The following is a 24,306-nucleotide window of genomic DNA, read 5'->3' as shown; positions in this document are numbered from 1 at the left end:
GCATATAGCTCCGTACTTGTTAAGGTTAGTTATGCGAATGACTGACGAAATAAGGTGGTACCGCGACTGTTTATACAGCCCCGCCCTTATCTTTTTTAAGATAAGGGCGGGGCTTTTTATATTTTAAAGGAGGAATATAAGATGAGTATTTTTATTGGAGGCGCTTGGCCGTATGCAAATGGTTCGTTACACCTTGGACACATTGCTAGTTTGTTACCAGGAGATATTTTAGCACGTTATTACAGGGCAAAAGGTGAGCATGTGTTGTATGTTTCAGGAAGTGATTGTAATGGAACACCGATTGCAATTAGAGCAAAGCAAGAAGGTGTGACGGTGAAAGAAATTGCTGATAAGTATCACGAAGAGTTTGAGCGATGTTTTCGTAGCCTTGGTTTTACTTATGATTGCTATACACGTACAGATAGTGAGCATCATCATGAAACTGTTCAAAAAGTCTTTTTGCGACTATTAGAAGAAGGTTATATTTATAAAAAAGTAGTTGAACAAGCTTATTGCGAAACGTGTACGCAATTTTTACCGGATCGATATGTAGAAGGTATTTGTCCGCATTGTCATGAAGCAGCAAGGGGCGATCAATGCGATGATTGTTCCGCTATTTTAGATCCACTCGATTTGTTAGAAAAGAAATGTAAGTTATGTGGTAGTACGCCATCAGTACAGGAAACAGAGCATTTCTATTTTGCATTGCATAAATTTCAGCAGCAAATTAAAGAGGCCGTAGAAATTGCAAAGCAGAAAGGAACATGGCGCGACAATGCAATTCAATTAACAGAGAGATATTTAAAGGAAGGATTACAAGATAGGGCAGTGTCACGTGATTTACCAATTGGGGTACCAATTCCGGTGGCAGGATATGAAGATAAGAAAATTTACGTATGGATTGAAGCAGTGACAGGATATTATTCGGCGAGTAAAAATTGGGCTGAAGAAACAGGGAAAGATGATCAAGAGTTTTGGGATAAAGAAGCGAAAACATATTATGTACATGGTAAGGATAATATTCCGTTTCATTCAATCATTTGGCCAGCGGTATTACTTGGAATAGGAGAAGAAGCGATCCCGCGTCATATCGTTTCGAATGAGTATTTAACAGTAGAAAAAAGAAAATTATCGACAAGTAAAAACTGGGCAGTATGGGTACCTGATATATTGGAACGCTACAATCCCGATTCTATTCGTTACTTTTTAACAGTTAACGCACCAGAAAATCGTGATACTGATTTTTCATGGCGTGAATTCATTTACAGTCATAATAGTGAATTGTTAGGTGCATACGGGAACTTTGTGAACCGGACATTAAAGTTTATTGAAAAATATTATGGTGGTACTGTACCGAAGGGAAGTATTGATGTAGAGCTGAAAGATAAAGTAGAAGGATTATATAAAAGTGTAGGAGAGGCGATTGAACAAGCTAAATTTAAGGTGGCACTAGAAACAATATTTGATGCAGTACGCTTTGCAAATAAATACTTTGATGAAAAGCAGCCTTGGAAACAAAGAGAAGACGACCCAGTTTCATGTGAGGAAACAATTTATAATTGTGTTTACCTAATAGCAAACTTTGCACAACTGCTTGAACCGTTTTTACCGTTTTCAAGTGAAAGAGTTAGAAATACATTATCGAGTGTTAAAGTAAATTGGGAACCTCAAAATACGTTGCCAAACCGAATTGATAATGTACAGCCATTATTTGAGCGAATCGATGTAAAACAAATTGAACATGAGGTAGAGAAGTTATATGGAGCGGTAAAGTGAAATATAAGGAAAAGACCTTTCAAATAAATGAAAGGTCTTTTGTTATGCTGTATAACCCTCTTTCTTATCTTTCAAAAAGAAAAGCACAGCAAGGATTACGAGAATAATAGCCGCAATATCATATGTTATTTTGAAGGTAGTAATAAAGTTTAACATATCGTAACTTTATTCACATTTATATACAAGTTGATGTTGTCACGCACTATGAACACGATTATGTTTTTTTTCTTTCCTAGCAGTAAGTAGTTGTGGTGTGAAAATACCGAGTAATATAACCACAATACCAATCCACTGCATTGGCGATACAACTTCATGAACAAGTGTAATAGAAGCGATAATTGCTGTTGGTAATTCAGCTGCACCTAATATTGTACCAAGTCCCGTTCCGACTTTTGGTACCCCAATTGAAAAACAAATGACAGGTATAATAACCCCGAACAGTCCAAGGAAGAAAGCATATTTCCATAGGCCTGCTTGTAAAGCGCCGTCCGTTAAAAAGGTAGGCGGGAAAAATAAGCATACAATAAGAGTAGCACTCGTTGTCATAAGAAAGCTTTTCGTATAAGGCGGAACATCTGTAGCAACGCGCCCGCTTACAAATACATAGAATGAGAAAGAGACGGCAGCTAATAGTCCGAAAATAATACCTTTCGTAGAAAAGTTTTGTCCAAGACCTTCAAATACTCCACCAGCAAACAATGTACCAGTAAATAAAATAATAATAGATATAACTTTCTCACGGCTTGGGAATGTCCGGTTGGCAATCGCTTCGATGACTACACCAATCCAAGTGAACTGAAAGAGTAAAACGACAGCGATAGAGGCTGGTAATTCTTCTACGGAAATAGCATAGAAAATACCTGTCATACTCATTGTTGTGCCGACTGTTAGTAACGAAAAGAATTGTTTTTTTGATACTTTATGACGTGAAAAGAACAGAACGAGTAAAAGGAGTCCAATCCATCCGAAGACATATTGCCCTCCTAATAGTTGGTGTGCGGAAAATCCGTCGATGAATCCGAGTTTAAAAATAGTTGAAAGTACGCCGTAGCTACAAGCGCCGAATAAAACTAGTAATGAATACTTAAACTTCTCCATAAAAATCCTCCTTTTAAATAATAAAAAACGCCCGCCATCCAAATAAGGATAACGGGCGAACGAAACAGAGTAAGATACTCTACAAAATTCCGCCATTCATACGAAGTATGAATTTGGGGTATGAAATTAGAGTAGGTTTTACATTGCTTTTGGGAATACAATGGAGCATTTTACACCTTGAGGTGTGTTTTGTATTCCATAAGGAAACTGATGTTTATCTAATATTTGTTTTACAATATATAACCCAAGACCACTACCTTGTACTAAGCCATGTTTGTCAGGATTTGCGCGATAGAATGGTTCAAATAAATGGGCAAGTTTATCTTCATCAATTTGAGAACCTGTATTTAATACTTCTAATGCGTAACCGTTTGGCTTTTCATAAAGTTTTATATATACATGCTGATGGTCAATTGTATAATGAATTGCATTTGAAATAATGTTAAAAATAGCAGTTTGCATAAATTTAGGATCAGCTAAAATTTGTGCATCTTGTTTAATGTTAGATTGAACATTTAATTGTTTTACAGATACAAAATAATCTACTTTCTTTATAACGTCCTCAATAATATTAGTTAATGAGATAACTTTTAAATTTGGTTTAAATTGAGGGTTTTGTATTTTGGATAATTCTGACACTTTTTCCGTTAATATGTTAATATCTTGCATCATCTCATATGAACGTTTTAAATATTTATCTCTATCTTTATAAGCGCCAATTCCGTGAATCATGCCATCGAGTTGTCCCATAACGGCTGCGATTGGTGTTTTTAATTCATGGGATATCATAGACATAAATTCTTTACGAGATTGTTCTAACTGTTGTTCCTTCTTGAGTTCATTTCTTAAATCTTGATTGCTTTCATGTAAATTTTTCACAATAGTAGGTACTTGTGAGGCAGCTACTTGCAAATTAAAATCTGTTTGATCTGTATTTTTGTTAAGTAGCTTTTTATCTGAGAAATCAAGATTCATAATATCTTTTAAAGCATCGCTCATATATCGGAAAGGTTTGGCGATTATTTTTGCGTAGATTAAAGATCCAAGCAGAGATAATGCAAGCATTGTCGCCCCAATATGTGGAGCTAACTGCTGCAACACATCTGTTAACTTTGGATTATCATGTGTATCATTTGCTTTACTTGCCGCATTTTGTGTATGTAAGGCATCATTGTTAGTAACTTGCTTTTCCGCTTCTGTAAGTGAAGACGTTGTGTTACTTTTCCCCGGAATATTTTGTGCATGTTCGTTTGCTTTTGCAGTTTGGCTAGGCTGCAAAAGATGATTGATGGCTGTAGAGAGTGTTTTCATGTCTATTTGAGAAGATTGAAAATTAGAGAGGCTACTCTCTGACACAGCTTTATTTTGCTTTGTTTTACTTTGGTCGTTTTGTTTGTCTGATTCCGCTTGTTCCGCAGTTTGCGTTCCAGAAGCTTTCAAACGATCTTTATCGTAATTTGAGGCTAGAAAATAAATAATTTGATAAAGACAAAGTGATAACAGAATACAAAATAATAAGGTTTTGATGAATATATTTTTGGTGATGTTGTCTTTGCTACGATTCGATTTTGTAGCCAATGCCTTTCACCGTTTTAATATAAGGAATTTCTAATTTTTTTCGTAAGTTTTTAATATGTGTATCTATAACCCTCACATCACCATAATGTTCATAGCCCCATACCTTATTCAACAAATCACTTCTTGATAGTACTTTTCCCCGATTTTGCAGTAAAGTATATATAATTTCAAATTCTTTTGTAGTCAATTCAATTTGATTACCATGAACATAAGCGGCATATGCTGTAGAATTTAACATCAATTCATGGAATTGTAGTATAGTTGCAGCTTCTGCTTCCTTTGTTGCTGCCCTTCTTAATACAGCTTCTACACGTTTTATAAATACGGTGTAATGGAACGGTTTTGTAATATAGTCATCAATACCTAACTCAAATCCTTTAATTTCACTTTCTTCATTATGTAAGCCTGTTAACATAATGATTGGTACATCAGATTGTCCTCGCATAATTTTGCAAATACTATAGCCATCTATATCTGGTAACATTACATCGAGGAGGACAAGATCGTATGAATTTTTTTGGAAAAGAAGAATGCCTTCTGTTCCAGCACCAACTACATCAACAGTAAAGTTTTGTGCCATTAGAAATTCACGAATAAGTTCTTGTATATCTGGGTTGTCTTCAATCACCAGTATATGCGTCATAGTAACACCTCCTAAATAACGCTTTTTACTGCAATATTCGAATTCATCATTTTTCGGATGACTCAGATTGTTTATACATATAATAAGCCCCCGCTATAAAATAGTAATGAAAGTAGCAAGGGGGATTGTTTAGTGTCACTGAATAGTTCAGTATTACAGTAGTTCTATTATAGTATGTATTGTAAAATTTATAAAATATTATAACTGTATAATTTTAATATCCATGTTTATCAATGTTAAGATGATGTTGAATGCAATCTATTTTTATTATATATGTAAATACAGTTGTTTTGCTACTGTAAATGAATAAATAAAATAAGCCAAGACATAAAATTCTTGGCTACACATAAATCTTGTTCTTAGGCTAATTTACAGTGACAGTAGCTTGCTGCTGAACGCGCTCAAATAACCAGTGAATATCATTGTTAAACATACGAATACAACCAAGTGTTGTTGCTTTCCCGATTGCTTGATTATTGTTAGTTCCATGAATCGCATACGTTGTTCCGTAAGTTCCTGCCATATTTAATCCGAGCCAGCGGTCCCCAAGTGGATTACGTGGATCGCCGCCTTTAATTTTTCCTGTATAGTAAGGACGGTTTTTAATTTTATTTACGATTTGAAAAGTACCCTTAGGTGTTGGTGTTGCTGCTTTTCCAGTAGCGACAGTGAAACTTTTTATGAATTTTCCATCTTGATAATAATCCATTTTATTTATTTTTGTGTTTACGATAAGCTGATCTTTCGTCGTAGCTGCTTCTGCAGTAGTGAATGGAAGAGTTAAAAATCCTAATGATAATAGCGCACTTAATAATAGTTTTTTCATTATATTCTCCTTTTATTTATTGTAGTAGTCTTACATACAATGAATTTGTAATCCTCGTAATGCTTGATTGACATTTTCATCTAATGTTTCAAAGAAGGTAGTAATCTTTGTATTACATTTGTTGTTTTTATCAATAAGTAATCTTTCATTTAATAAAAGCTCACCATGTAGTCCAAAACTTTGAACTCGAATATTTAGTTCATCTTCAGTTTCAGAAATAATCGGTAAGAAATAGTGAAAAGCTTTCGTTGGAATGATGTAGCTTTTGCCAATCATGCTTTCTTGATTTGAATTAACCCATTTTCTCGTGACGATCTTAATGTTCTTTTTTGAAACGATAAAAGACAGCGTTGTAGATTTTGTTAAACTTACGTCAAATTCATTTGTTTCACATATTTGTAAATTAAAAACGGTTTCATTTTGATGAGATTCAACATTCGTATTAATAAAATCGTGCATTTTATAAGCTTCCATTTCTTATTCACCCTTTTTTCAATTTCGAAAAGCGACTTATATTTATTCAGTTTAATGTTTAGTCATATATTAGCTAAATTTTTCAACAAATTCCGATATAATCTTACAATACGTATATGAAGCTAATATGAAGTTCATATGAGTTTGTGGTGGTTTTTTATAGAGAACAAAATAAGGTGGTTTTCGAGTGTTAAAAACTGGATGAAAAATGTATATTAATGGATTTCCTTCGCGTGATATATAGTTGTTAGCTTGTTTTTAAATGCTAATAGATATAAGTAAATAGAGAACAAAAAACTTTAGAATGAGCCTTACAAAAATGTAATAAAAATGTAAGCTATTGTGATAGTTATTTCGACAATTTTTTTATACAATAATAGTAACAAGTTGTACGTGAATGAAAGGGGAGATGACATGGAATGGGTTCATGAATTATTTCAGCAATATGGGTATTATGTAGTACTTGTAGGCCTGCTGTTAGAATATATTGCACTTCCGTTTCCGGGAGAGCCAACATTAGCATATGCGGGGTTTTTAGCACAGAAGGGTGATCTAAGTTTACCTATTTTAATTATCCTATCCTTTATTGGGACAAGTGTAGGAATGACGATTCAATACTTTTTAGGGAATAAGCTTGGTATGCCTTTTGTTCAAAAATACGGGAAGTACGTATTTTTAACACAAAGAAAAATTGATTTAACGAGAATGTGGTTCGATAAATATGGATATTTCCTTATCTTTATTGGCTTCTTCATTCCTGGTGTACGTCATTTTACAGGATACTTTGCAGGTATCATTAACTTACCGTTTCGCCGCTTTGCAATTACAATTTATTCAGGTGCTTTATTCTGGGTATCGTTCTTCTTAATTGGCGGCTACTGGTTAGGTGGTAACTTACATGATATTTTCGGATTACTGGGAGATCATATCGGCAAAATCATTTTCGGAGCGATTGTCATTGTAGCAATTACGTTAAGCATTCGTTTCCGCAAACAACTAAAACGAGTATTTTTACAAAACGCAAGTTAATATGGAATCCATTCTATGTCAGATTTTAGGGAGGCAGTGCAAAAGCACTGCCTTTTTTATTGTATTTTCCAGTTTTCTTTTATTTTTCCATCGATACCGTCACCGGTGGCTGGTATATAATACGTTCCTATTTTTTCCGTATGTGATTATTAAAATCTATTATCTAAGTTATATATTTAGGAGAATATAGATTTATTTTTGACATGTATATAAGTCAAAATGACAATTATAATTGACAAAGATAAGGATATTATTTACAATTTTAATTAAATAAATGAAAAAGAGGGAAGACATGAAGCTTCAAAATCGAGTGAGGGAATTTCGAGCAAAGCACCGTTTATCACAAGGGGATTTAGGGAAAGCGATTGGCTCATCACGGCAAACCATTAGTTTAATTGAGCGTGGAGATTATGCGCCATCTATTGTGTTATCGCTAAAAATCGCACAAATTTTTGGAGCGCCAGTGGAGGAGATATTTATGTTGGTGGAGGGGGAAGAGGACGATGAAGATGAAGAGTAAACGAAGAAAACAATTTGATTTTGTGGGGAAAATAGCATTAAGTATGATGGGTGGCTTTTTAACATCTTATATAGCTTTAAATTTACTCTCGAATGAACCGAGAAAATTATCATCTAATACATTTATAGGTGTATGTACTATTTTTGGAATCTTAATGATGTACTACACTTGGAAGAATACACGTATGTTAGCGGAAGCACGCGATGAAGAAGAGAGCGTACAAGGCAGAAAATTAGGCATTATAAGTATATATTTACGTGTAGGTGATATAGTTACGCAGGCATGGTTTGTATATGCAGTTATTGCATGTAGACGTGCACTGTTACAGGATACAAATGTGTCATTTGCAGTGTGGAATTTAGTAGCTTCTATTGTCTGTTTAACTATTGTAGTGGTTATCGGGCTCATAACAAAAAATCGTTATAATAAGCTATATCCTGAACAAGGTGTAACATATATGGAATCTATGAAAATGTGGACGAAAAACGCAGATGAAGGATTAAAGCACATTGTGCATGAGGCTGGATATAAAGCATATGAATTTACGAATACAATATTGGCATATGTATGGTGGGCTGCCGTTATATATACAGGGGCTAGTGATATCGATTTTGTATTAATTGGCTTAATCTCATTTATTTGGATATTGCATCTCGGAAAATTCATGTACGAAATGCAGAGAAAAATGATTTATTAAGGGGAGAAAAAGGTGGATATTTTAAGAAGGCCAGCTGGTTCCATGACGGCGGCGCTAGTTCTGTCCATTTTATACGGAGTAATTCGAACTGGGAAATTAGAAGTAATGTTGAATATATCGGCAGTATTTGGAATTGTATTATTAGTGTTAGCCATTCATGAGCTAGGGCACGTAGTATTTGGTTTGATAGGTGGTTTGAATTTTAAATTTATGACAGTAGGACCTATCACTGTTCAAAAAGAAAAGGGGAAATTACGCATTCGAGAAAATAAATTATGGGCGTACTTTGGTGGTGTGGTGATGTTAGCACCGTCTTCTATAGAGACACCGAACCTTTCAAAGAAATGGGCGTGGATGACTTTAGGCGGGCCAATTATGAGTTTATTATTCGGTATTACTTCAGGTTACATATACATGGTGAGCTATTATCAATATCTTTTATATTTTTCCGTTTTCCACTTTGTGATTTTTGCAGTTACAATCGTGCCGATAAAAGGAACGCTTCTGAGTGATGGCATGCAATTTCTCATTTTAATTAAAGATGATGAAAAAGCTAAGCAGCATTTATATACGATTCAAATATCGAGTGAGTTATTTAGTTATAAAAGACCGAAAGATTGGGATGAGAGATTAGTAGAACTTAGTGAGGAAAAATTAAAAGAGGATAAAAGTATAAGAGAGATAATGAGCGGACTTATGCTCGTCTTTTATGCCCGAGCTGATCAAAAGGGAATGGAAAGAGCGATACCGTATATAGAACAAATTGTTCAGCTATCTGTAACGAAGGAAAATAAATTTTTCGTTGGTAGTTTTCATAGTTGGTATCTTTTATATAAAGCTCTTTATCAGATGGATAGCCTTTCTCTGCAAGAAGCAAAGGAACATGCAAAGGCCATTACCAAAATGGATTTAAACGGATATTACCGTACACAAGGAATTATTAAATATTTAGAGGACGATATGGAAGCTTCCCGCTGTTATATGAAGAAAGCTGATAAAGAATTGGAGAGTGCTGAGAAGAGTGGAATGGGATATTTACAAGTAGAGAGGGAATGGTTTGAGCAGCTACAGGCGAGGGTATCTTACGATGGGTGAGGTATCCTCTTTTTTATATGTCATCTTATTCGATTTCATAAAAAACGAAGTACAGGTAGAATAAAAGAGATAGGAGGAGATACATATGGAAATTTTATCGATTATTTTGATAGTCTTGCTCATTTATGCTGTTTTTAAAGTGACGTATGTAGCATTAAAGATACTCGCGATCCTATTAATTATCTTTTTAATCGTTGAGTTCGGCAGTAAGTTACTTGGGGGATAGGCATGTTGTGCGTTTTGAGTGTCGAACCGTTGATATAATGAAAAAATCGCTGATATAAGTGGAGAAACGATCGATATATTTTAAAAATCGTTGATATATTTAATTGAATACTAAGTGGGGTATATGGGAAAGAAGTTGCCGTGGAGGTAACTTCTTTTTATTTTGGTGATGGGGTATGAACAGGAAAGAACAGTAAACAAAAAAGCTGGAAGAATTTCTTCCAGCTTACGAGTTACTTTCAATTTGACGACCATTTTCTTCTTCAGTGTCCTGTAATAGGTTGAATACGTCTGCTAGGCAGAATGCGATAAACCAAGTCCATAGACCGTGGAAGAAAGCTGAGCTTAATTGAAGTGGTAATGTATAGTTTGTCATTGAGTAGGAAATACATCCACCAACGATTCCGATCATTGTTAATAACATTGTTTTTTGAGCATTTTCTTCTGGATTGAAGAGGAAGAAAATGTATCCGCCTAAAATTGAAGCGCTTACAAGGGTTTCGATTCCATTAAAAATGATATTCTCTCCAAGCTCTGTGTTTGTCCAGAAACAGATCACGCCGCCGACGATCGCAAATAGGACAGCTAGTGTGTATCGTATATATGGATTCATATGTTCATCTCCTTATGTAATAAGATGATTTGGAAGTCAAAAAGGTAGGTATAGTATATTGAAGTGAATTTTAGTTGTACGTATCTTTTATAAAAAGATCAGTGAAGAATAACTAAGATGATCGGTTTTTTTAAACCGTTACGTGTATGGTGTCTGAAATATACCCGACTGCTCGTTTCTTTTTGCTTATAAAAATAAGAGAAACTTCCAAGTCTATATACTCTTTTTTGTAAGTCTAGTTTTATTATAACATATTTAGTGATACAATAATAGAATTATCTGATTTTGTAATAAGTGTAAAAAATAAAAAACGCAAGGAATTGTAGTTCCTTGCGCTTTTTTATATACGTTTGAAACGGCCGACAATTTCAACTGTTTCAGTAATGTTCATAAATGCTTTATTATCCACTTGGCGGATAATACGTTTCATTTCGCCCAACTCGTAGCGAGTTACGACAGTGTAAATCATTTTTTTCTTATGGTTTGTATAGCCGCCGACAGCATCTACCATTGTTACGCCACGTATGCCGTGATGTAATAGTGAGCTTTTTATTTCCTCACCTTTTTCTGTAATTGTCATTATCGTTAATTTAATATGTTTTGTATGCACGGCATCAATTACTTTGCTGACTACAAACCGACTAATTAACGTATAAAGCGTAATATCCCATCCGAAAATAAATCCTGCTGCAACAAGTAAGATTAAGTTGAATCCAAAGATGATTGCTCCAATTGAAACATCGCGATGTTTCGCTACAATCAATCCAACAACATCAAAACCACCTGTTGAAGAAGCAAATCGGAATATGATTCCTGAGGCAGCACCGCAGATGACACCACCGAATACAGAAGACAGCAAAATATCATCTGAAACTTGGTGTACTGGGATAATGTTCATCGCTAAAGATGATACAGCTACAAAGTATGCCGTTAAAAAGGTTGTCTTCTTTCCTAAGTAAAAGTGACTTAAAATAAGAAGCGGAATGTTTAGTAAAAAGATAAGTGCTCCGATATTGTAGTGCATTAAATAACCGATAATCATCCCTACACCAGCGAACCCACCGCTAATCATATTATGCGGGATAAAAAACATATTCATAGAAATTGCATACAAAATAGAAGCTATAAAAATAACAACTAACTGTATGATGAATTCTAAATGAAATGTTTTAGCTGCTGGGAAGGATAAAAAGGCGGTGTCGGGAACGTAATCGGCGTCTCCTAGTTGACCCATAGTATGTTTCATCTCCATATTCATTTTTGATTACAAGAAGAGAATAAAGCTTTTTTCAAAAACTGGCAATAGTTTTATTATAATGCAAAAATTTTATAAATTTCTAACAAATTAAACCTATTCAAAGATACGTGTGAATATACTAAAGAAAGCGAATACATTGGTTTTCTAGCATAATTTTTTGAGAAAATATGCAAAAAAACTTTTGAGAACAAAAGGAAATAGAGAATGTTTGCTGAATATGCTAAAATGACTTTATTAAGGATGTGAAGCGATGGAATTTTTATTGCAGGATGCAATTCTATATATATCGTTTGTAACGACAGCGCTTTGTGTATTAGAAGTCTTTTTTCTTGCTAACGTTTCTCGCTTTGTGCGTCAGCAAGCATCGAGCGGTAGACAGAGAGCTTTTAAACTAGTAGATACGTGTGAAGAGGGTACAAGAAATGTACCGCTATTTTCTATTTTTTATAAATATGGAATGATTCGTTCTGTCCGCAGACAAGAATCGAGTGGAGAGAGTGACGAGGTAGGTCCGTATACACCAATGTTTCGCTAATTAATTACGAAACATTGGAGGAATGAACATGTTAAAATCATACCGAGCTAGGCTCATTAGTTTATCATTATTACTTGTTTTTGTTTTATCTGGCTGCAGCAATGCAGGTACAATTGATTCACATAGTACGGGAATTTGGAACCATTATTTCGTATATCCAATCTCATTTATGATTCAATTTGTTGCTCATCATATACCTGGAGCTAGCTTCGGGATTGCCATCATTATCATGACGCTCGTTATTCGTTCAGCAATGATTCCATTAGCTGTTTCGCAATATCGTAGCCAAGCGAAAATGAAAAAAATGCAACCTGAATTACAGAAGCTGAAACAGAAATACGGTGATGTGGGTAAAGATCTTGAAAAACAAAAGCAGTATCAAAAAGAAATGTCAGAACTAATGAAATCAGGCGGTTGGAATCCGTTAGCTGGGTGCTGGCCAATCTTTATACAAATGCCGATTTTCTCTGCTTTGTATTATGCGATTAGCCGAACTGAAGAGATTCGTACATCTTCATTTTTATGGGTGAACTTAGGACATGCAGATCCATATCATATATTACCGATTATCGCAGCGTTAACAACATTTATTCAAATGAAGGTGTTCCAATCAAATGTAACGCCTGGAGAACAAGTTCAAATGCTGAAAATACAGCAAATTATGATGCCTGCAATGATTCTATTTATGGGATTTGCGGCGCCATCAGGACTGGTGCTGTATTGGATTACAGGTAACTTATTTACAATGACACAAACAATTGTATTAAGAAAAGTAATGGAACGTGAAGAATTACAATTACAAAAAGCTTAGAAAAACGCCGCTCGTGATGAGCGGTGTTTTTTATTTAAATCGTTAAGGAAATTTTAAGAAACCAACATTACTATTGGCATTGTATACGAAAGTGTACATGCTTTAGAAATATGAAGGAGGAAATTTCCTATGAAGAAGAAAACAGTTGGGTATTTAGTAATTGCAGGTGCTCTATCATTTGGAATTGTAGGAGGAGCTGGTATACCAGCGTTTGCGGCAACTAATACTCCAGCAGCTGAGCAAGTTACAAAAGGAACTGCAAAGAAGAATTTAGATGAGGCTACAAAACAAAAAGTAAAAACGATTATGGACGATACAAAGAAACAGTTAGAGGAACTAGGTGTGAAACTTCCAGAGAAGGAGAAACGCAAAGACATGCTTGCGGACTTAGATGAGGCGACAAAAGAAAAAGCGAAGTCGATTCTAGAGCAAGAAAAATCCGGGAAATTAACTCGCGAACAAGCAAATGAGGAATTAACAAAGCTAGGCGTGAAATTCCCAGAGAAAGGTAAGCACAAAGATATATTCGCGAATTTAGATGAGGCGACAAAAGAAAAAGCGAAGTCCATTTTTGAGCAAGAAAAGTCCGGAGCATTAACGCATGAGCAAGTGAAAGAGAAATTGAAAGAGTTAGGCGTAACGCTTCCAGAGAAAGGGAAGCACGGTGACATGTTCGCGGATTTAGATGAGGCGACAAAAGAAAAAGCGGAAGCAATTTTGAAGCAAGAGAAGTCTGGAACACTAACTCGTGAGCAAGCGAAAGCGAAGTTGAAAGAACTAGGTGTGAAATTTCCAGAGAAAGGGAAGCACGGTGATATGTTCGCGAATCTAGATGAGGCGACAAAAGAAAAAGCGAAGTCTATTTTTGAGCAAGAAAAGTCCGGGAAATTAACTCGTGAGCAAGCGAAAGAAGAATTGACAAAACTAGGTGTGAATCTTCCAGAGAAAGGGAAGCATGAAGACATCTTTGCAAACTTAGATGAGGTGACAAAAGAAAAAGCGAAAGCGATTCTAGAAAAGGAAAAGAAACAATTAACAGATTTAAATGTGGATCTTCCAAATCATAAATTTTTTATGAAAAAAGATGATAAATAATTGAACTATGTAGTATCTTTCGTGTGGGCAACCGAAAGGTACATACGACAAATGCGAGGACCGATTTCTGTAAGCAGAAATCGGTCCCTTTTAATGATTCATTGAAATTCTTTTCATTGTTAGTATGTATCCAAAGATGCAGTAGAAGATTGCAAAACCGATAAACACTTCAGTATATCGGTATTTACCTAATACGTAGAAGGAAGCAGCTGGTATAATAGCTACCGCTAAAATGCTATAACCAGGATACTTATATCGATACATGATAGCGAATATAAAAGAAAGAACCGTAGCGTTGATACAAAAAATAGCAATCATTATTAGTACACCTTCTACATTGATTATACCATTTTTAGGGAATTAGAGAAAAATGGTAACTTCTGTTATAATATAAGAAGAGAAATGTTTCTTATGTTATATAAAAAATATATTGATTTTTTCTAACAATTCAATATAATGGGAAACAACTACAAAATTCGACATCAAGAAGTGATGATGAGGATATGATCAGTTTTTTACGATTATCAGAGAGGGAGGCCTTTGGCTGTGAGCTTCCTAATACGGGAAAATCGATTACCACCTCTGAACTGCAGCAGTGAACGTATATCTAGTAATTGCATGCCGGCAAAAACCGTTATTTAGACTTGAGAAATTGGTGAAGTGTGTCACTTTACTAATTGAAACAAGGGTGGAACCACGAATACAACACTCGTCCCTTTTTTAGGGAGGAGTGTTTTTTTATTTCATTTTTGCATCACACTAGAATTGGAAGGAGGATACGCAGCATGCATCATGATGAGAAAAACAAAATTGGTTTAACAGTAGCACTTTCTATCGTAGTAGGAACTATTATTGGGTCTGGTGTGTTTATGAAACCAGGGAGCGTATTAGATTACTCAGGGAGTTCTAATATGGCTATTCTTGCTTGGGTAATTGGTGGTCTGTTGACGTTAGCAAGTGGTTTAACAGTAGCCGAAATTGGAGCGCAAATTCCGAAAAATGGTGGGTTGTATACGTATTTAGAGGAGATTTACGGAAGTTTTTGGGGGTATTTATCTGGCTGGATGCAAACAATTGTTTATGGACCAGCTATTATTGGAACGTTAGGTTTGTATTTTAGTTCTTTAATGATCAATTTTTTCTATTTAGATAAAGTCTGGAATTTACCAATCGCAATTGGAACAGTTGTGTTCCTAGGCGTTATAAATAGTTTGGGAACAAAATATGGGGGCATCGTCCAAACGGTTACGACAGTTGGGAAGATGATTCCAATTATATTAATTGTTGTGCTAGGGTTTTGGAAAGGGAATAGTGATATCTTCAACGTAGTTGTACCGATATCAGAAAATCAAAGTATCGGGATGGCAATTTTAGCAACTTTATTTGCCTATGATGGCTGGATTTTGCTTGCTTCTATTGGCGGAGAAATGAAGAATCCAACAAAGTTATTACCGAAGGCAATGACAGTTGGGATTTTAATTGTAACAGCTGCTTACGTGTTAATTAACTTAGCGTTATTAAATGTATTACCAGCAGCGAAAATTGTAGACCTTGGAGAAAATGCAACAGCGACAGCTGCGGGTATGTTACTTGGAGAATATGGCGGGAAAATTATTAGTATCGGTATTATCATTTCTATTTTCGGTTGTTTAAATGGAAAGATTTTAACGTTCCCACGTATTCCGATGTCGATGGCAGAGCGTGAACACCTTCCGTTTTCTAAGTTTATTGCAAAAGAAAATTCGAGATTTAAAACACCAGCAAATGCGATTACTGTTGAAATCATTTTAGGAATTATTTTAATGCTTATTAGTGATCCGAATAAGCTATCTGAGATTTCCGTATTCATTATTTATATTTTCTACGTAATGACGTTTATTGGTGTCTTCATTTTACGAAGACGTAACAAGGATAAAGAGCGTGCATATAGTGTACCGTTATTCCCGATTGTACCAATCGTTGCGATTTTAGGGTCATTGTTTGTACTTGGAAGTGCGATTATTAACGATCCGGTAAGTTGTTTCTTATCAATTGGAATGGTATTTACTGGACTTCCGGTGTATTGGTACTTAAATAAGAAGAAAGAAACTGGAGTTTAATGATTGAAGGGCAGGCGTATTATACGCCTGCTTTTTTCGCTGTAAAAAAATTGTACTTGCGTCCACTTTCTCTTTTGGTTACTATAATGGTAGTAACCAAAAGAGAAAGTGTGGGGGAAGACTTGAATTTTCGTGTATATATTTTAGCTATTGCGGCTTTCGTAGTCGGAACGGTTGAGCTAATTATAGGAGGAACGCTTGATTTAGTTGCCAATGATTTAGGTGTGTCGATTAGTGCAGCTGGTCAGCTTATTACAATATTTTCAGTAGTATTCGCTCTATCAGGGCCAGTTTTATTAGCATTAACAGGCAAGTTTGAAAGAAAGAAATTGTATGTTGTGGCATTATCAATTTTCTTAATTGGAAATATCATTTCGGCATTTAGTGTGAATTACGAGATGTTAATGTTCTCGAGAGTAATTTGTGCAGCGAGTGGATCGCTTATTATTGCACTATCGGTTACACTTGCTTCTAGTGTAGTAGAGCCGCATTTTCGTGCGCGTGCAATTGGAATCATTTTCATGGGTATTAGTGGATCACTCGTACTTGGAGTACCGCTCGGTCTTGTGCTCGGAAATGCATATGGATGGCGTGCACCATTTGTATTAATTTCAATATTAACGGTTATGGCGATTGCTTGTATTTCATTATTCTTAACGAAAGTACCAGCGACATCGGTATTATCAATAAGAGAACAAATTGCTACGTTAAAGGATAAAAAAATTGTAAGCGCACAGTTAACATCATTTTTATTTTTAACAGGTCATTTAACGCTATACGCATATTTAACACCGTTTTTAAAAGATGTGATGCATGTTGAAGCAAATTGGATTAGTGTGTTTTACTTCATTTTCGGAATTGCAGCGGTACTTGGAGGTGGCCTTGGCGGCTGGCTTGCTGATAAATGGGGATCGAAGAAAAGTATTATTTCCATCATTATCGTATTTGCATGTGCAATCTTTATGTTGCCGATGATGACATTCTCATTCCCGCTTTTCATTATTATGATGGGGCTTTGGAGTATGCTGAGCTGGGCAATTTCGCCAGCACAGCAAAACTATTTAATTGAAATTGCGCCAGAATCAGCTGGTATTCAGCAAGGTTTAAATAACTCTGCACTTCATTTAGGAATTGCACTTGGCTCAACAGTGGGCGGAGTTGTTATTGAGAAATCATCTGTTATATATAACGCTTGGGTAGGCGGCGTTTTCATTATATTGGCACTGCTTTGTGCGATTTTCTCTATTACGAGAGGACGTTCGAATCAGCTTACGAAAGAAGAATCTATCATTTGATAGGTTCTTTTTTGTGTGAAAAATTGCAGGGGTTAGTAGAGAAATGGAGAAGGGAGTATATAGCGAGGTGATAGTATATGGAGTCTAATTTTTCAATTATTGGTTTTCAAATTTCTTTAGTCCCATTATTTCTTATTATTTTTGTATTTAGATGGATTCGTTTCATCTATCAAAATTCTGAGAAACAAGTAGAGCAAAATGAGAAGATTATTGAGCTTTTGATGGAGATAAAGGAGCAAAAAAAATCGTGAAATGAACGTTCTGTATTTACAAATCAAAACCATCCGAAAAACCAACTACATAAAATTAAATTAGCGAAAGCGTAAAAAAGAGCTGTACCAAATGAGTATGTAAAACTCCGTTTGGTACAGCTTTTTTTGTATGAAAAATTATATTATCTATTCAAATGGTAGAATCGATTTTGGGATTTGTTAATATCTCAACTTCATCAACAATTCCTTAATTTCCTCATCCTGCATAAAGAGATCATGGTGCTTCTCTGTAATCTTCGCAAGTGCAACGTCATGATAGAAGAACTCCGTAAAGAACTTCACGAAAGGTTGTGACATTGTTTTCATCGCTTGCCATGATTCTTGCTCTACACCAGCAAATAAAATTTCACTATCGTCAACGATGAGTAGTAAATAACGCTCTAATGCGTTAGGTTCTTGAGCTGGGATTAAAAAATGCATGTTTTCTAAGTCAGTTTCCACTTTTCCAACTATGAGGGACTCGACTTGGACGCCTTGTTTTTCTTTTTGTTCTAGTAAAGGAAGATATTCTAAAAGGGTATCGTTCCATGCGGAGATGCGTATGGATTCTTTCGCATCTTCTATAAGTTGCCTACTTTGTACTTTAATAGAAGACTGCATTTTTAAACTCCAAACGCGGTCATCTGTAAATGATTTTTTAGAAATATTATTTTCAAGTTCTTTAATATTAGATTGGAATTCTGTCGTTAACTTTTCAATTGCTAGCTTGAGTGGTAATGCTGTATACAATTTTTTCTTTTCAGAAACAGAATCCATTACCATCCCTTTATCAATGAGTCGTGCTAACACTTCGTATATTTTTGCTTTTGGAACACCTGAATGTTTAACGATAGTTGTTGCATCTAATGGGTCATTGCTTGATACGACAACTTCATAAGCTTGGCTTTCATATTGTGAGAAACCGAATTTTTGTAGCATAGTTCCCTCCGAACGAATGAGATTATATGTTAAGGATAATGAACTATTTGTTTTTACACAAGTGTTGAGATAACAAGTAAGTTGATTGAAATGAGAATAAATTTCAATTTTTTAAACTATATGGATTGAGCTTTCTAATTTATCTATTATACTTAATATAGTGATTAATACGATTAAATTTTACCGAGAAGGGGATGCTTGAGGGAATATGTTGAGAAGTTTACGTTTAAAAATTGCAGTAGTATTTTCGGTACTTATTTCTATGATGTTCGTAATATTAGGTACAGCTATGTATCAATTACAGAAAGAAAAGGAAGTGCGTTCCTTAGACCAGTATTCTCAAAATACGATGGACCTTGTGACAGAGCAACTTACGACATTTGTTCAAAGAACTGATGAAGATATGGGGTATTACGCGAACAGTGAGATGATTCGTAATATGATTCAAGATGGGGTTACTCCAGAAGAGGAAGCGTTTTTAACGAAAGAGTTTGCAGAGTATAAAAAGAATCATCCCGGTATTTTAGATTTATATATTGGTACGAAAGATAAAAAAACATTAAGTGCCAATCTTGCTGAAGGTGGGCAAGTGCCAGAAGGATATGATCCAACGACAAGAACGTGGTATAAAGATTCAGAGGCTGATGTGAAAAGGGTTCATTGGGGACAACCTTCTTATGAAATTGCGACAGGAAAGTTAAGTGTAGGGGTTTCTAAAGCAATTACAGCTCAAGATGGATCTGTATTAGGCGTTGTTGCGATGGATGTATCGCTCGGAACAATTCAGAAATTGCTTCACAATATTCAATACAATAATGACGGAGAAATGTTTATTATAAATGATAAAAATATGGCTCTTGTTTATCCAGAAAAAGTAGGGAAAGATGTTTCTAAAGAGCCACTTATGAAGAGTTTAAATAAAGAGGTAACAAAATATGCTGTCACTACATTAAAAGGTGAAGATGTAGTTGTTTATAGTCAGTCATTTGAAGCGATGAAATGGAAGATAGGAATCTTTTATCCGAAACAAACGATTGATGGATTGTTAAGTAGTACGAGAAATACAGTTATTATAATGGCATGTATAAGTTTATTGATTGGAATATTAGCTTCATATGTATTCTCAAGAAGATTAGCAAGACCATTGCAACTATTAACAAATCACGTTCAAAAAGTAGCAGAAGGTGACTTAACGTTGCAAATGAAAGTGACAAGTAAGGATGAAGTCGGAGAACTGACAAATCATTTTAATCATATGGTTGAGCAAATGAATGAAATGGTAAGTAAAATTAAAAATAGTGTATCGACAGTACAGAAATCGACTCACAATCTGCATTATTTAACGAATGAAACTGTAGCAGCTAGTAGAGAAGTTTCAGGTGCTATGGATGATGTGAGCGGAGGCGCGTCTACTCTTGCTAATAGTGTAGAGGAGGTTTCAGCGCAACTTGAAAATATGGCGCAGTCGATGGGAGAAATGAATAGTTCCGTTGGTGAAATAAAGGGAGTGACTGGTAAGGCGGAAGAAGCGTCTAAGCAGGGACTCAATACGATGCGTAATTTAGTTCGTACAAGAGAACAATCATCTTCTATCGTTGTTCATACGGAAGAAGCGTCCGGTAAGTTAGAGCAAAGGGTTGGATCGATTCAAAATGTGGTAGAACTTATAAAAGGTCTTTCGGATCAAACGAATTTACTGGCTTTAAACGCTTCAATTGAAGCAGCACGTGCAGGTGAGCAAGGTAAGGGCTTTGCTGTTGTTGCGGAAGAGGTTCGGAAATTAGCTGAACAATCAAAAGAGGCAACGGGTGAGATTACAATAATGATTAGCGATGTGCAGTTAGAAGTAAAGCGAGTTGTAGAAGTTGTAAGTAAATTGAAAGACATTGCGGATATACAAAATAAAGTTACGACAGAGGCGGAGACAGAATTCCGCACAATTATGTCAGTTGTAAATACTATTAGTGCCTCAGTTGAAAAAATTGTAGAAGAGGTAAATAATATAGGTCACGAGCAAGAAGAAATTACAGAAGTTATGCAAACAATTGCTAGCACGAGTCAAGAGAGTGCGGCTGTTTCTGAAGAGGTAAATGCAGCAACTGAGTCACAAGTGAATCATTTAGAAAAAGTAGCTCATACGATGGAAAGTTTGACAGAGAATATGCAGGACTTAGAAAGATTGGTTGAGCAGTTTAAAGTAGAAGAGTAACGTATTAGTAAAATGATGAGAATTTCGGTAAAATAGACAATGGATATATAAGAAGCAGTAATAGGAGGAAGATTATTATGGCAATTGTTGATGTATCGATTATTCCAGTAGGAACAGGTAATCCAAGTGTTAGTGAATATGTAGCAGAAGTACAAAAGGTACTAGAGAAAAATGCTGATCGCGTGAAGTATCAATTAACACCGATGAATACAGTAATTGAAGGAGATCTTCCTGTCATTTTAGAAGTCATTCAACAAATGCATGAAGTTCCATACACGAAAGGTGCACAGCGCGTTGCGACAACAATTCGTATCGATGATCGCCGTGATAAAGTAAGTACGATGGAGAAGAAATTAAACTCTGTTCGATCAAAATTATAAGAAAAAGCAGCGATCTTCGCTGCTTTTTTCATATAGGAGGAAAATAAGATGAGTGAAAAGTTTAATGAGCAGTTTGATGGCTTGCTAGAGAAATACACGGAACTATTACTTGGAGAGAGCAACGAAGAGCGAAAAGAGCAGGTACAGAAATGGGCACTTTATTCTTATATGGCTAAGACGATGCCAGCTTTAGTGAAACATTGGAATGAGACGTATCCAGATGCAAAAGAAGAGATGGTACAGTTAATTACGAATATTAAAAAGCTGAATGATGAGAAGCGAAATGAGAAGTAAGAAGGCTTGAGATAATGTTACCTCAAGTTTTTGTTATTAATATCCTTATATAATTTACAGGAAATATAAATGGTTTTGTGAGCATGTCGAATATTTTCGGCATGCTCATTTTTTCCCTAGTAAACCCGTTTTTTCTGAATGTCGAAAAATAGTTTCTTCATATTTACAAACGAGAATATAGAGTTTTAAATGTTTTGATAGTATTTTATAAATTATCTAAATAATTATTTGTATCAAATAATTTTAAACAGTGATATAATTTCGAAGAGGGGTAAAAAACAGATAAATTATAGTCGTAGGGGTGAATTACATGGAACAATTAATGCGAAATTCGTTTCTTTTCTTATCTAAAAATAAAGCGCTAACAAAACTGGCTAAAAAGTACGGTTTACGCTTTGGTGCAGGTCGCTTCGTCGCAGGGGAAACGATTGAATTAGCGACAGCTGCAATTAAAGCATTAAATAAGCAAGGTCTTTGTGTAACGATCGATTATTTAGGTGAATTCGTTGATAACGAAGCGGAAGCAAATGAAATGGCTAGCGAATCGATTGAAGCGATTCGTGCAATTGGAAGAGAAGGTCTTAATTCGCAGCTTTCTTTAAAGATGACTTCTATGGGATTAGATATCTCTGATGAAATCGTAATGAACAATATGCGCCGTATTTTAGAAGCTGGAAAAGAAAACGGTGTGTTTATTACAATTGATATGGAAGACTATACGCGCTGCGGAAAAACAATTGATATCTTTAAACAATTAAAATCTGAATACGATAATATTGGTACAGTTATTCAAGCTTACTTATATCGTACAGAAAAAGATATGGAAGAATTAAATGCTTATAGTCCTAATTTACGTCTTGTAAAAGGAGCTTATAAAGAACCTGAAGAGGTAGCGTTCCCGGATAAGAAAGATGTAGATGACAATTATAAAAAAATTATTAAAATGCACTTATTAAATGGAAATTACACTGCAATTGCTTCACATGACGAAGCGATTATTGAATATACGAAAAAACTTGCGGAAGAACACAACATTCCAAGGGATCAATTTGAATTCCAAATGTTATTTGGTATTCGTACAGAGCGTCAACTTGAGCTAGTAAAAGAAGGTTACAAAATGCGCGTTTACGTGCCTTATGGAAACGACTGGTATGGCTATTTCATGCGCCGTCTAGCAGAACGTCCAGCAAACGTTGCGTTCGTATTAAAAGGTATGATCAAAAAATAACCAAGGAGAAAATACTCCTTGGTTATTTTAATTGCTGAAATGCGTAGTGCGCCATTTTCTTCGTATCAGGATATAGCTGCGTACGAGTAGAAGATAACACGACGTTAATGACGCGTTTACCGTCTTTTTCATCAACTGTTACGACTGTGTATTTTCCGAGTGCTGATAAACCGCTTTTACTTCCAATCGCATATGAATCATCATATAGTTCTTCCCGTCCATAGTTTGCGATTTTCGGAGAACGCTCTGAAGTATGTAGTGTTGTATGTATTGAATTCATATATTCTAAAACGATCGGATACTTCAAGGCTTCTTTCGTAATAATAGCAATGTCATATGGTGATACTTTATTTCCAAGTGCATCAGCACCGCTTGCGTTTTTGAAAGTCGCATGTTTTGTCCCAAGTTCCTTCGCCCTAGCGTTCATCATTTTCACAAACTCATTTTTTGATCCTGCGATATGTTCTGCAATTGACTCAGCGATTGGGTCTGCACTAATAATAAGCATAAGTTTTAATGCCTCATCACGTTTTAATTTTTCACCCGCGCGAAGCTTAATCTTCTTACTTTGACTTTCCGTTTTAATCGCATTCTCTGTAACCGTAATTTCTTCATCTTCTTTCACATTTTCTAGTAAGAGTAAGGTAGTCATCATTTTCCCTATACTAGCCGGATAAGAGCGTTCATCTTCCCGTTTTCCATACAAAATTTCACCTGTGTCTGCATCGATTGTAATCCCGTATTGCCCAGTAATGTTAGGCTGATCTGCTCTTACAACTTGTTGCCTTTGTGCATAAGAGAAGAAAATCATCCCTGTAAATAGTGTGGCAATCATTACAATCATAATTATTGTTCGTTTCATCGTCGTTCCCTCTTTTGTTTTCCATATGTACAAATAAATTGGGCAGAAAAAGCAGCCATTAATCATTATGCCACGTTCTCTGCCCAAAAATATACCGTTATTTTTCGCCCATATTATGCTTCTTATATTGTTGGTTATTACTTTGACGCCCTTTTTCAACACTGTGATTATGCGGACCTGCATTTCCAGTTACACTTGCTGCGCTAATTCCAGCTTTTGAAGGGTTCTTCTTAAGTTTTGCCATATATATTCCTCCAGTTTCGTCAGATTATAAAAAGGAAAAGTGCATTTTGATGAAGAAAATACACATGTATAGCATAGTCAAATGAAAGAAATATATTTATTTCAGAAAATTTTATCAATAAATATATTGCGAAAATTCAAACTGTATCATATATTTATTAGTAGAGGCTCACTCATTGATTGCGACTTATGTCGAAAAATTGAATGAGCATTCATTCAAGAATAGGGGGAGA

27 protein-coding genes and 2 other annotated features (1 of these 29 cut by a window edge) are annotated in these 24,306 nt (G+C 35.3%); of the genes, 16 read left to right on the top strand and 11 right to left on the bottom strand.

The features are described 5' to 3' along the window. Window positions 1-91 (top strand) — a binding site (T-box leader); it begins 180 nt to the left of the window's first position. A gap of 50 nt (window positions 92-141) precedes the next feature. Beyond that, the gene (gene metG / locus AC1DS7_RS22000; protein ID WP_201034471.1) at window positions 142-1,776 is read left to right on the top strand and encodes a methionine--tRNA ligase; all 1,635 of its coding nucleotides are present in this window, start codon (window positions 142-144) and stop codon (window positions 1,774-1,776) included. A 195-nt stretch (window positions 1,777-1,971) separates the two neighbouring features. Here metG and AC1DS7_RS21995 read toward each other — a convergent pair whose 3' ends face one another. From AC1DS7_RS21995 to AC1DS7_RS21975, 5 genes are all read right to left on the bottom strand, one after another. Beyond that, complete coding sequence (locus tag AC1DS7_RS21995; RefSeq protein WP_002015976.1) at window positions 1,972-2,874, bottom strand: EamA family transporter; 903 nt, start codon at window positions 2,872-2,874, stop codon at window positions 1,972-1,974. A 138-nt stretch (window positions 2,875-3,012) separates the two neighbouring features. Further along, the gene (locus AC1DS7_RS21990) at window positions 3,013-4,452 is read right to left on the bottom strand and encodes a sensor histidine kinase (RefSeq protein ID WP_215587038.1); all 1,440 of its coding nucleotides are present in this window, start codon (window positions 4,450-4,452) and stop codon (window positions 3,013-3,015) included. Continuing rightward, the gene (locus AC1DS7_RS21985; RefSeq protein ID WP_000148832.1) at window positions 4,430-5,095 is read right to left on the bottom strand and encodes a response regulator transcription factor; all 666 of its coding nucleotides are present in this window, start codon (window positions 5,093-5,095) and stop codon (window positions 4,430-4,432) included. The genes AC1DS7_RS21990 and AC1DS7_RS21985 overlap by 23 nt, the downstream gene beginning before the upstream one ends. Window positions 5,096-5,459: 364 nt before the next feature. Continuing rightward, entirely contained in the window at window positions 5,460-5,921 is a 462-nt protein-coding gene (locus tag AC1DS7_RS21980; RefSeq protein ID WP_002015973.1) for a L,D-transpeptidase, read from the bottom strand. A 30-nt stretch (window positions 5,922-5,951) separates the two neighbouring features. Next, complete coding sequence (locus AC1DS7_RS21975; RefSeq protein WP_002034632.1) at window positions 5,952-6,395, bottom strand: DUF3978 family protein; 444 nt, start codon at window positions 6,393-6,395, stop codon at window positions 5,952-5,954. 414 nt (window positions 6,396-6,809) lie between these two features. Between AC1DS7_RS21975 and AC1DS7_RS21970 the strand changes: the two genes are divergently transcribed. From AC1DS7_RS21970 to AC1DS7_RS21950, 5 genes are all read left to right on the top strand, one after another. Beyond that, window positions 6,810-7,424 carry a DedA family protein gene (locus AC1DS7_RS21970; protein ID WP_002143668.1) on the top strand — a complete coding sequence of 205 codons (615 nt, stop codon included), beginning with the start codon at window positions 6,810-6,812 and terminating at the stop codon, window positions 7,422-7,424. Between the two features lie 274 nt (window positions 7,425-7,698). Further along, window positions 7,699-7,944 (top strand): helix-turn-helix transcriptional regulator, encoded by a 246-nt coding sequence (locus AC1DS7_RS21965; protein WP_002067963.1) that lies wholly within the window; start codon window positions 7,699-7,701, stop codon window positions 7,942-7,944. Next, entirely contained in the window at window positions 7,934-8,641 is a 708-nt protein-coding gene (locus tag AC1DS7_RS21960; RefSeq protein WP_033715183.1) for a DUF3169 family protein, read from the top strand. The genes AC1DS7_RS21965 and AC1DS7_RS21960 overlap by 11 nt, the downstream gene beginning before the upstream one ends. Before the next feature lie 42 nt (window positions 8,642-8,683). Next, the gene (locus AC1DS7_RS21955) at window positions 8,684-9,736 is read left to right on the top strand and encodes a site-2 protease family protein (RefSeq protein WP_016102234.1); all 1,053 of its coding nucleotides are present in this window, start codon (window positions 8,684-8,686) and stop codon (window positions 9,734-9,736) included. Between the two features lie 85 nt (window positions 9,737-9,821). Then, window positions 9,822-9,962, top strand: a complete 141-nt coding sequence (locus tag AC1DS7_RS21950) for a DUF3985 family protein (RefSeq protein WP_429683702.1) — start codon at window positions 9,822-9,824, stop codon at window positions 9,960-9,962. Between the two features lie 225 nt (window positions 9,963-10,187). Here AC1DS7_RS21950 and AC1DS7_RS21945 read toward each other — a convergent pair whose 3' ends face one another. Beyond that, complete coding sequence (locus tag AC1DS7_RS21945) at window positions 10,188-10,574, bottom strand: DUF3938 domain-containing protein (protein WP_016102233.1); 387 nt, start codon at window positions 10,572-10,574, stop codon at window positions 10,188-10,190. Window positions 10,575-10,914: 340 nt separating this feature from the next. After that, window positions 10,915-11,808 carry a YitT family protein gene (locus AC1DS7_RS21940; protein ID WP_000530031.1) on the bottom strand — a complete coding sequence of 298 codons (894 nt, stop codon included), beginning with the start codon at window positions 11,806-11,808 and terminating at the stop codon, window positions 10,915-10,917. A 274-nt stretch (window positions 11,809-12,082) separates the two neighbouring features. Here AC1DS7_RS21940 and AC1DS7_RS21935 point away from each other — a divergent pair, with 274 nt between their 5' ends. From AC1DS7_RS21935 to AC1DS7_RS21925, 3 genes are all read left to right on the top strand, one after another. Further along, a complete protein-coding gene (locus AC1DS7_RS21935; RefSeq protein WP_002015967.1) occupies window positions 12,083-12,367 on the top strand; it encodes a hypothetical protein in 285 nt (94 codons plus the stop codon). Between the two features lie 28 nt (window positions 12,368-12,395). After that, a complete protein-coding gene (gene yidC / locus AC1DS7_RS21930) occupies window positions 12,396-13,178 on the top strand; it encodes a membrane protein insertase YidC (protein WP_002015966.1) in 783 nt (260 codons plus the stop codon). Between the two features lie 129 nt (window positions 13,179-13,307). Further along, a complete protein-coding gene (locus tag AC1DS7_RS21925) occupies window positions 13,308-14,273 on the top strand; it encodes a hypothetical protein (RefSeq protein ID WP_476999211.1) in 966 nt (321 codons plus the stop codon). 90 nt (window positions 14,274-14,363) lie between these two features. Here the strand turns inward: AC1DS7_RS21925 and AC1DS7_RS21920 are convergent, their stop codons facing one another. Continuing rightward, window positions 14,364-14,591, bottom strand: coding sequence for a hypothetical protein (locus AC1DS7_RS21920; protein WP_044439236.1), 228 nt, complete (start codon window positions 14,589-14,591; stop codon window positions 14,364-14,366). Between the two features lie 165 nt (window positions 14,592-14,756). Further along, window positions 14,757-14,993 (top strand) — a binding site (T-box leader). Window positions 14,994-15,058: 65 nt separating this feature from the next. Between AC1DS7_RS21920 and AC1DS7_RS21915 the strand changes: the two genes are divergently transcribed. The 3 genes from AC1DS7_RS21915 (at window position 15,059) to AC1DS7_RS21905 (ending at window position 17,918) form a co-directional block, all read left to right on the top strand. Further along, a complete protein-coding gene (locus AC1DS7_RS21915; RefSeq protein ID WP_476999210.1) occupies window positions 15,059-16,372 on the top strand; it encodes an APC family permease in 1,314 nt (437 codons plus the stop codon). Continuing rightward, a complete protein-coding gene (locus AC1DS7_RS21910; RefSeq protein ID WP_476999209.1) occupies window positions 16,372-17,667 on the top strand; it encodes an MFS transporter in 1,296 nt (431 codons plus the stop codon). The genes AC1DS7_RS21915 and AC1DS7_RS21910 overlap by 1 nt, the downstream gene beginning before the upstream one ends. 77 nt (window positions 17,668-17,744) lie before the next feature. Beyond that, entirely contained in the window at window positions 17,745-17,918 is a 174-nt protein-coding gene (locus tag AC1DS7_RS21905) for a hypothetical protein (RefSeq protein ID WP_476999208.1), read from the top strand. Between the two features lie 180 nt (window positions 17,919-18,098). Here AC1DS7_RS21905 and AC1DS7_RS21900 read toward each other — a convergent pair whose 3' ends face one another. After that, window positions 18,099-18,857 carry a TrmB family transcriptional regulator gene (locus tag AC1DS7_RS21900; RefSeq protein WP_002034606.1) on the bottom strand — a complete coding sequence of 253 codons (759 nt, stop codon included), beginning with the start codon at window positions 18,855-18,857 and terminating at the stop codon, window positions 18,099-18,101. 208 nt (window positions 18,858-19,065) lie between these two features. On the opposite strand from AC1DS7_RS21900, the gene AC1DS7_RS21895 reads away from it, so the two are divergent. The 4 genes from AC1DS7_RS21895 (at window position 19,066) to AC1DS7_RS21880 (ending at window position 22,968) form a co-directional block, all read left to right on the top strand. Then, window positions 19,066-21,066, top strand: coding sequence for a methyl-accepting chemotaxis protein (locus tag AC1DS7_RS21895; RefSeq protein ID WP_476999207.1), 2,001 nt, complete (start codon window positions 19,066-19,068; stop codon window positions 21,064-21,066). Window positions 21,067-21,143: 77 nt separating this feature from the next. Beyond that, the gene (locus tag AC1DS7_RS21890; RefSeq protein WP_001018862.1) at window positions 21,144-21,446 is read left to right on the top strand and encodes an MTH1187 family thiamine-binding protein; all 303 of its coding nucleotides are present in this window, start codon (window positions 21,144-21,146) and stop codon (window positions 21,444-21,446) included. Window positions 21,447-21,494: 48 nt separating this feature from the next. Then, on the top strand, window positions 21,495-21,740 hold the full coding sequence (locus AC1DS7_RS21885; protein ID WP_001290599.1) for a YusU family protein: 246 nt from the start codon (window positions 21,495-21,497) through the stop codon (window positions 21,738-21,740). A 310-nt stretch (window positions 21,741-22,050) separates the two neighbouring features. Further along, window positions 22,051-22,968, top strand: coding sequence for a proline dehydrogenase family protein (locus AC1DS7_RS21880; protein ID WP_002034609.1), 918 nt, complete (start codon window positions 22,051-22,053; stop codon window positions 22,966-22,968). 22 nt (window positions 22,969-22,990) lie between these two features. On the opposite strand, the gene AC1DS7_RS21875 is transcribed toward AC1DS7_RS21880, so the two are convergent. Both AC1DS7_RS21875 and AC1DS7_RS21870 read right to left on the bottom strand, forming a co-directional pair. Continuing rightward, a complete protein-coding gene (locus tag AC1DS7_RS21875; protein ID WP_002143652.1) occupies window positions 22,991-23,830 on the bottom strand; it encodes a D-alanyl-D-alanine carboxypeptidase family protein in 840 nt (279 codons plus the stop codon). A 97-nt stretch (window positions 23,831-23,927) separates the two neighbouring features. Continuing rightward, window positions 23,928-24,074 (bottom strand): YuzL family protein, encoded by a 147-nt coding sequence (locus AC1DS7_RS21870; RefSeq protein ID WP_002129775.1) that lies wholly within the window; start codon window positions 24,072-24,074, stop codon window positions 23,928-23,930. Window positions 24,075-24,306: the final 232 nt, after the last annotated feature.

The organism is Bacillus sp. P4_E1, assembly GCF_056401715.1.
Note: the sequence above shows the minus strand (reverse complement) of the source record. Positions and strands in the feature narration are given on the sequence as shown.

Coding starts and splice junctions, on each gene's coding strand:
- metG (WP_201034471.1), top strand. CDS start 142: ATGAGTATTTTTATTGGAGGCGCTTGGCCGTATGCAAATGGTTCGTTA.
- AC1DS7_RS21995 (WP_002015976.1), bottom strand. CDS start 2,874: ATGGAGAAGTTTAAGTATTCATTACTAGTTTTATTCGGCGCTTGTAGC.
- AC1DS7_RS21985 (WP_000148832.1), bottom strand. CDS start 5,095: ATGACGCATATACTGGTGATTGAAGACAACCCAGATATACAAGAACTT.
- AC1DS7_RS21980 (WP_002015973.1), bottom strand. CDS start 5,921: ATGAAAAAACTATTATTAAGTGCGCTATTATCATTAGGATTTTTAACT.
- AC1DS7_RS21975 (WP_002034632.1), bottom strand. CDS start 6,395: ATGGAAGCTTATAAAATGCACGATTTTATTAATACGAATGTTGAATCT.
- AC1DS7_RS21970 (WP_002143668.1), top strand. CDS start 6,810: ATGGAATGGGTTCATGAATTATTTCAGCAATATGGGTATTATGTAGTA.
- AC1DS7_RS21965 (WP_002067963.1), top strand. CDS start 7,699: ATGAAAAAGAGGGAAGACATGAAGCTTCAAAATCGAGTGAGGGAATTT.
- AC1DS7_RS21960 (WP_033715183.1), top strand. CDS start 7,934: ATGAAGAGTAAACGAAGAAAACAATTTGATTTTGTGGGGAAAATAGCA.
- AC1DS7_RS21955 (WP_016102234.1), top strand. CDS start 8,684: ATGACGGCGGCGCTAGTTCTGTCCATTTTATACGGAGTAATTCGAACT.
- AC1DS7_RS21950 (WP_429683702.1), top strand. CDS start 9,822: ATGGAAATTTTATCGATTATTTTGATAGTCTTGCTCATTTATGCTGTT.
- AC1DS7_RS21945 (WP_016102233.1), bottom strand. CDS start 10,574: ATGAATCCATATATACGATACACACTAGCTGTCCTATTTGCGATCGTC.
- AC1DS7_RS21940 (WP_000530031.1), bottom strand. CDS start 11,808: ATGGGTCAACTAGGAGACGCCGATTACGTTCCCGACACCGCCTTTTTA.
- AC1DS7_RS21935 (WP_002015967.1), top strand. CDS start 12,083: ATGGAATTTTTATTGCAGGATGCAATTCTATATATATCGTTTGTAACG.
- yidC (WP_002015966.1), top strand. CDS start 12,396: ATGTTAAAATCATACCGAGCTAGGCTCATTAGTTTATCATTATTACTT.
- AC1DS7_RS21925 (WP_476999211.1), top strand. CDS start 13,308: ATGAAGAAGAAAACAGTTGGGTATTTAGTAATTGCAGGTGCTCTATCA.
- AC1DS7_RS21920 (WP_044439236.1), bottom strand. CDS start 14,591: ATGATTGCTATTTTTTGTATCAACGCTACGGTTCTTTCTTTTATATTC.
- AC1DS7_RS21915 (WP_476999210.1), top strand. CDS start 15,059: ATGCATCATGATGAGAAAAACAAAATTGGTTTAACAGTAGCACTTTCT.
- AC1DS7_RS21910 (WP_476999209.1), top strand. CDS start 16,372: ATGATTGAAGGGCAGGCGTATTATACGCCTGCTTTTTTCGCTGTAAAA.
- AC1DS7_RS21905 (WP_476999208.1), top strand. CDS start 17,745: ATGGAGTCTAATTTTTCAATTATTGGTTTTCAAATTTCTTTAGTCCCA.
- AC1DS7_RS21900 (WP_002034606.1), bottom strand. CDS start 18,857: ATGCTACAAAAATTCGGTTTCTCACAATATGAAAGCCAAGCTTATGAA.
- AC1DS7_RS21895 (WP_476999207.1), top strand. CDS start 19,066: ATGTTGAGAAGTTTACGTTTAAAAATTGCAGTAGTATTTTCGGTACTT.
- AC1DS7_RS21890 (WP_001018862.1), top strand. CDS start 21,144: ATGGCAATTGTTGATGTATCGATTATTCCAGTAGGAACAGGTAATCCA.
- AC1DS7_RS21885 (WP_001290599.1), top strand. CDS start 21,495: ATGAGTGAAAAGTTTAATGAGCAGTTTGATGGCTTGCTAGAGAAATAC.
- AC1DS7_RS21880 (WP_002034609.1), top strand. CDS start 22,051: ATGGAACAATTAATGCGAAATTCGTTTCTTTTCTTATCTAAAAATAAA.
- AC1DS7_RS21875 (WP_002143652.1), bottom strand. CDS start 23,830: ATGAAACGAACAATAATTATGATTGTAATGATTGCCACACTATTTACA.
- AC1DS7_RS21870 (WP_002129775.1), bottom strand. CDS start 24,074: ATGGCAAAACTTAAGAAGAACCCTTCAAAAGCTGGAATTAGCGCAGCA.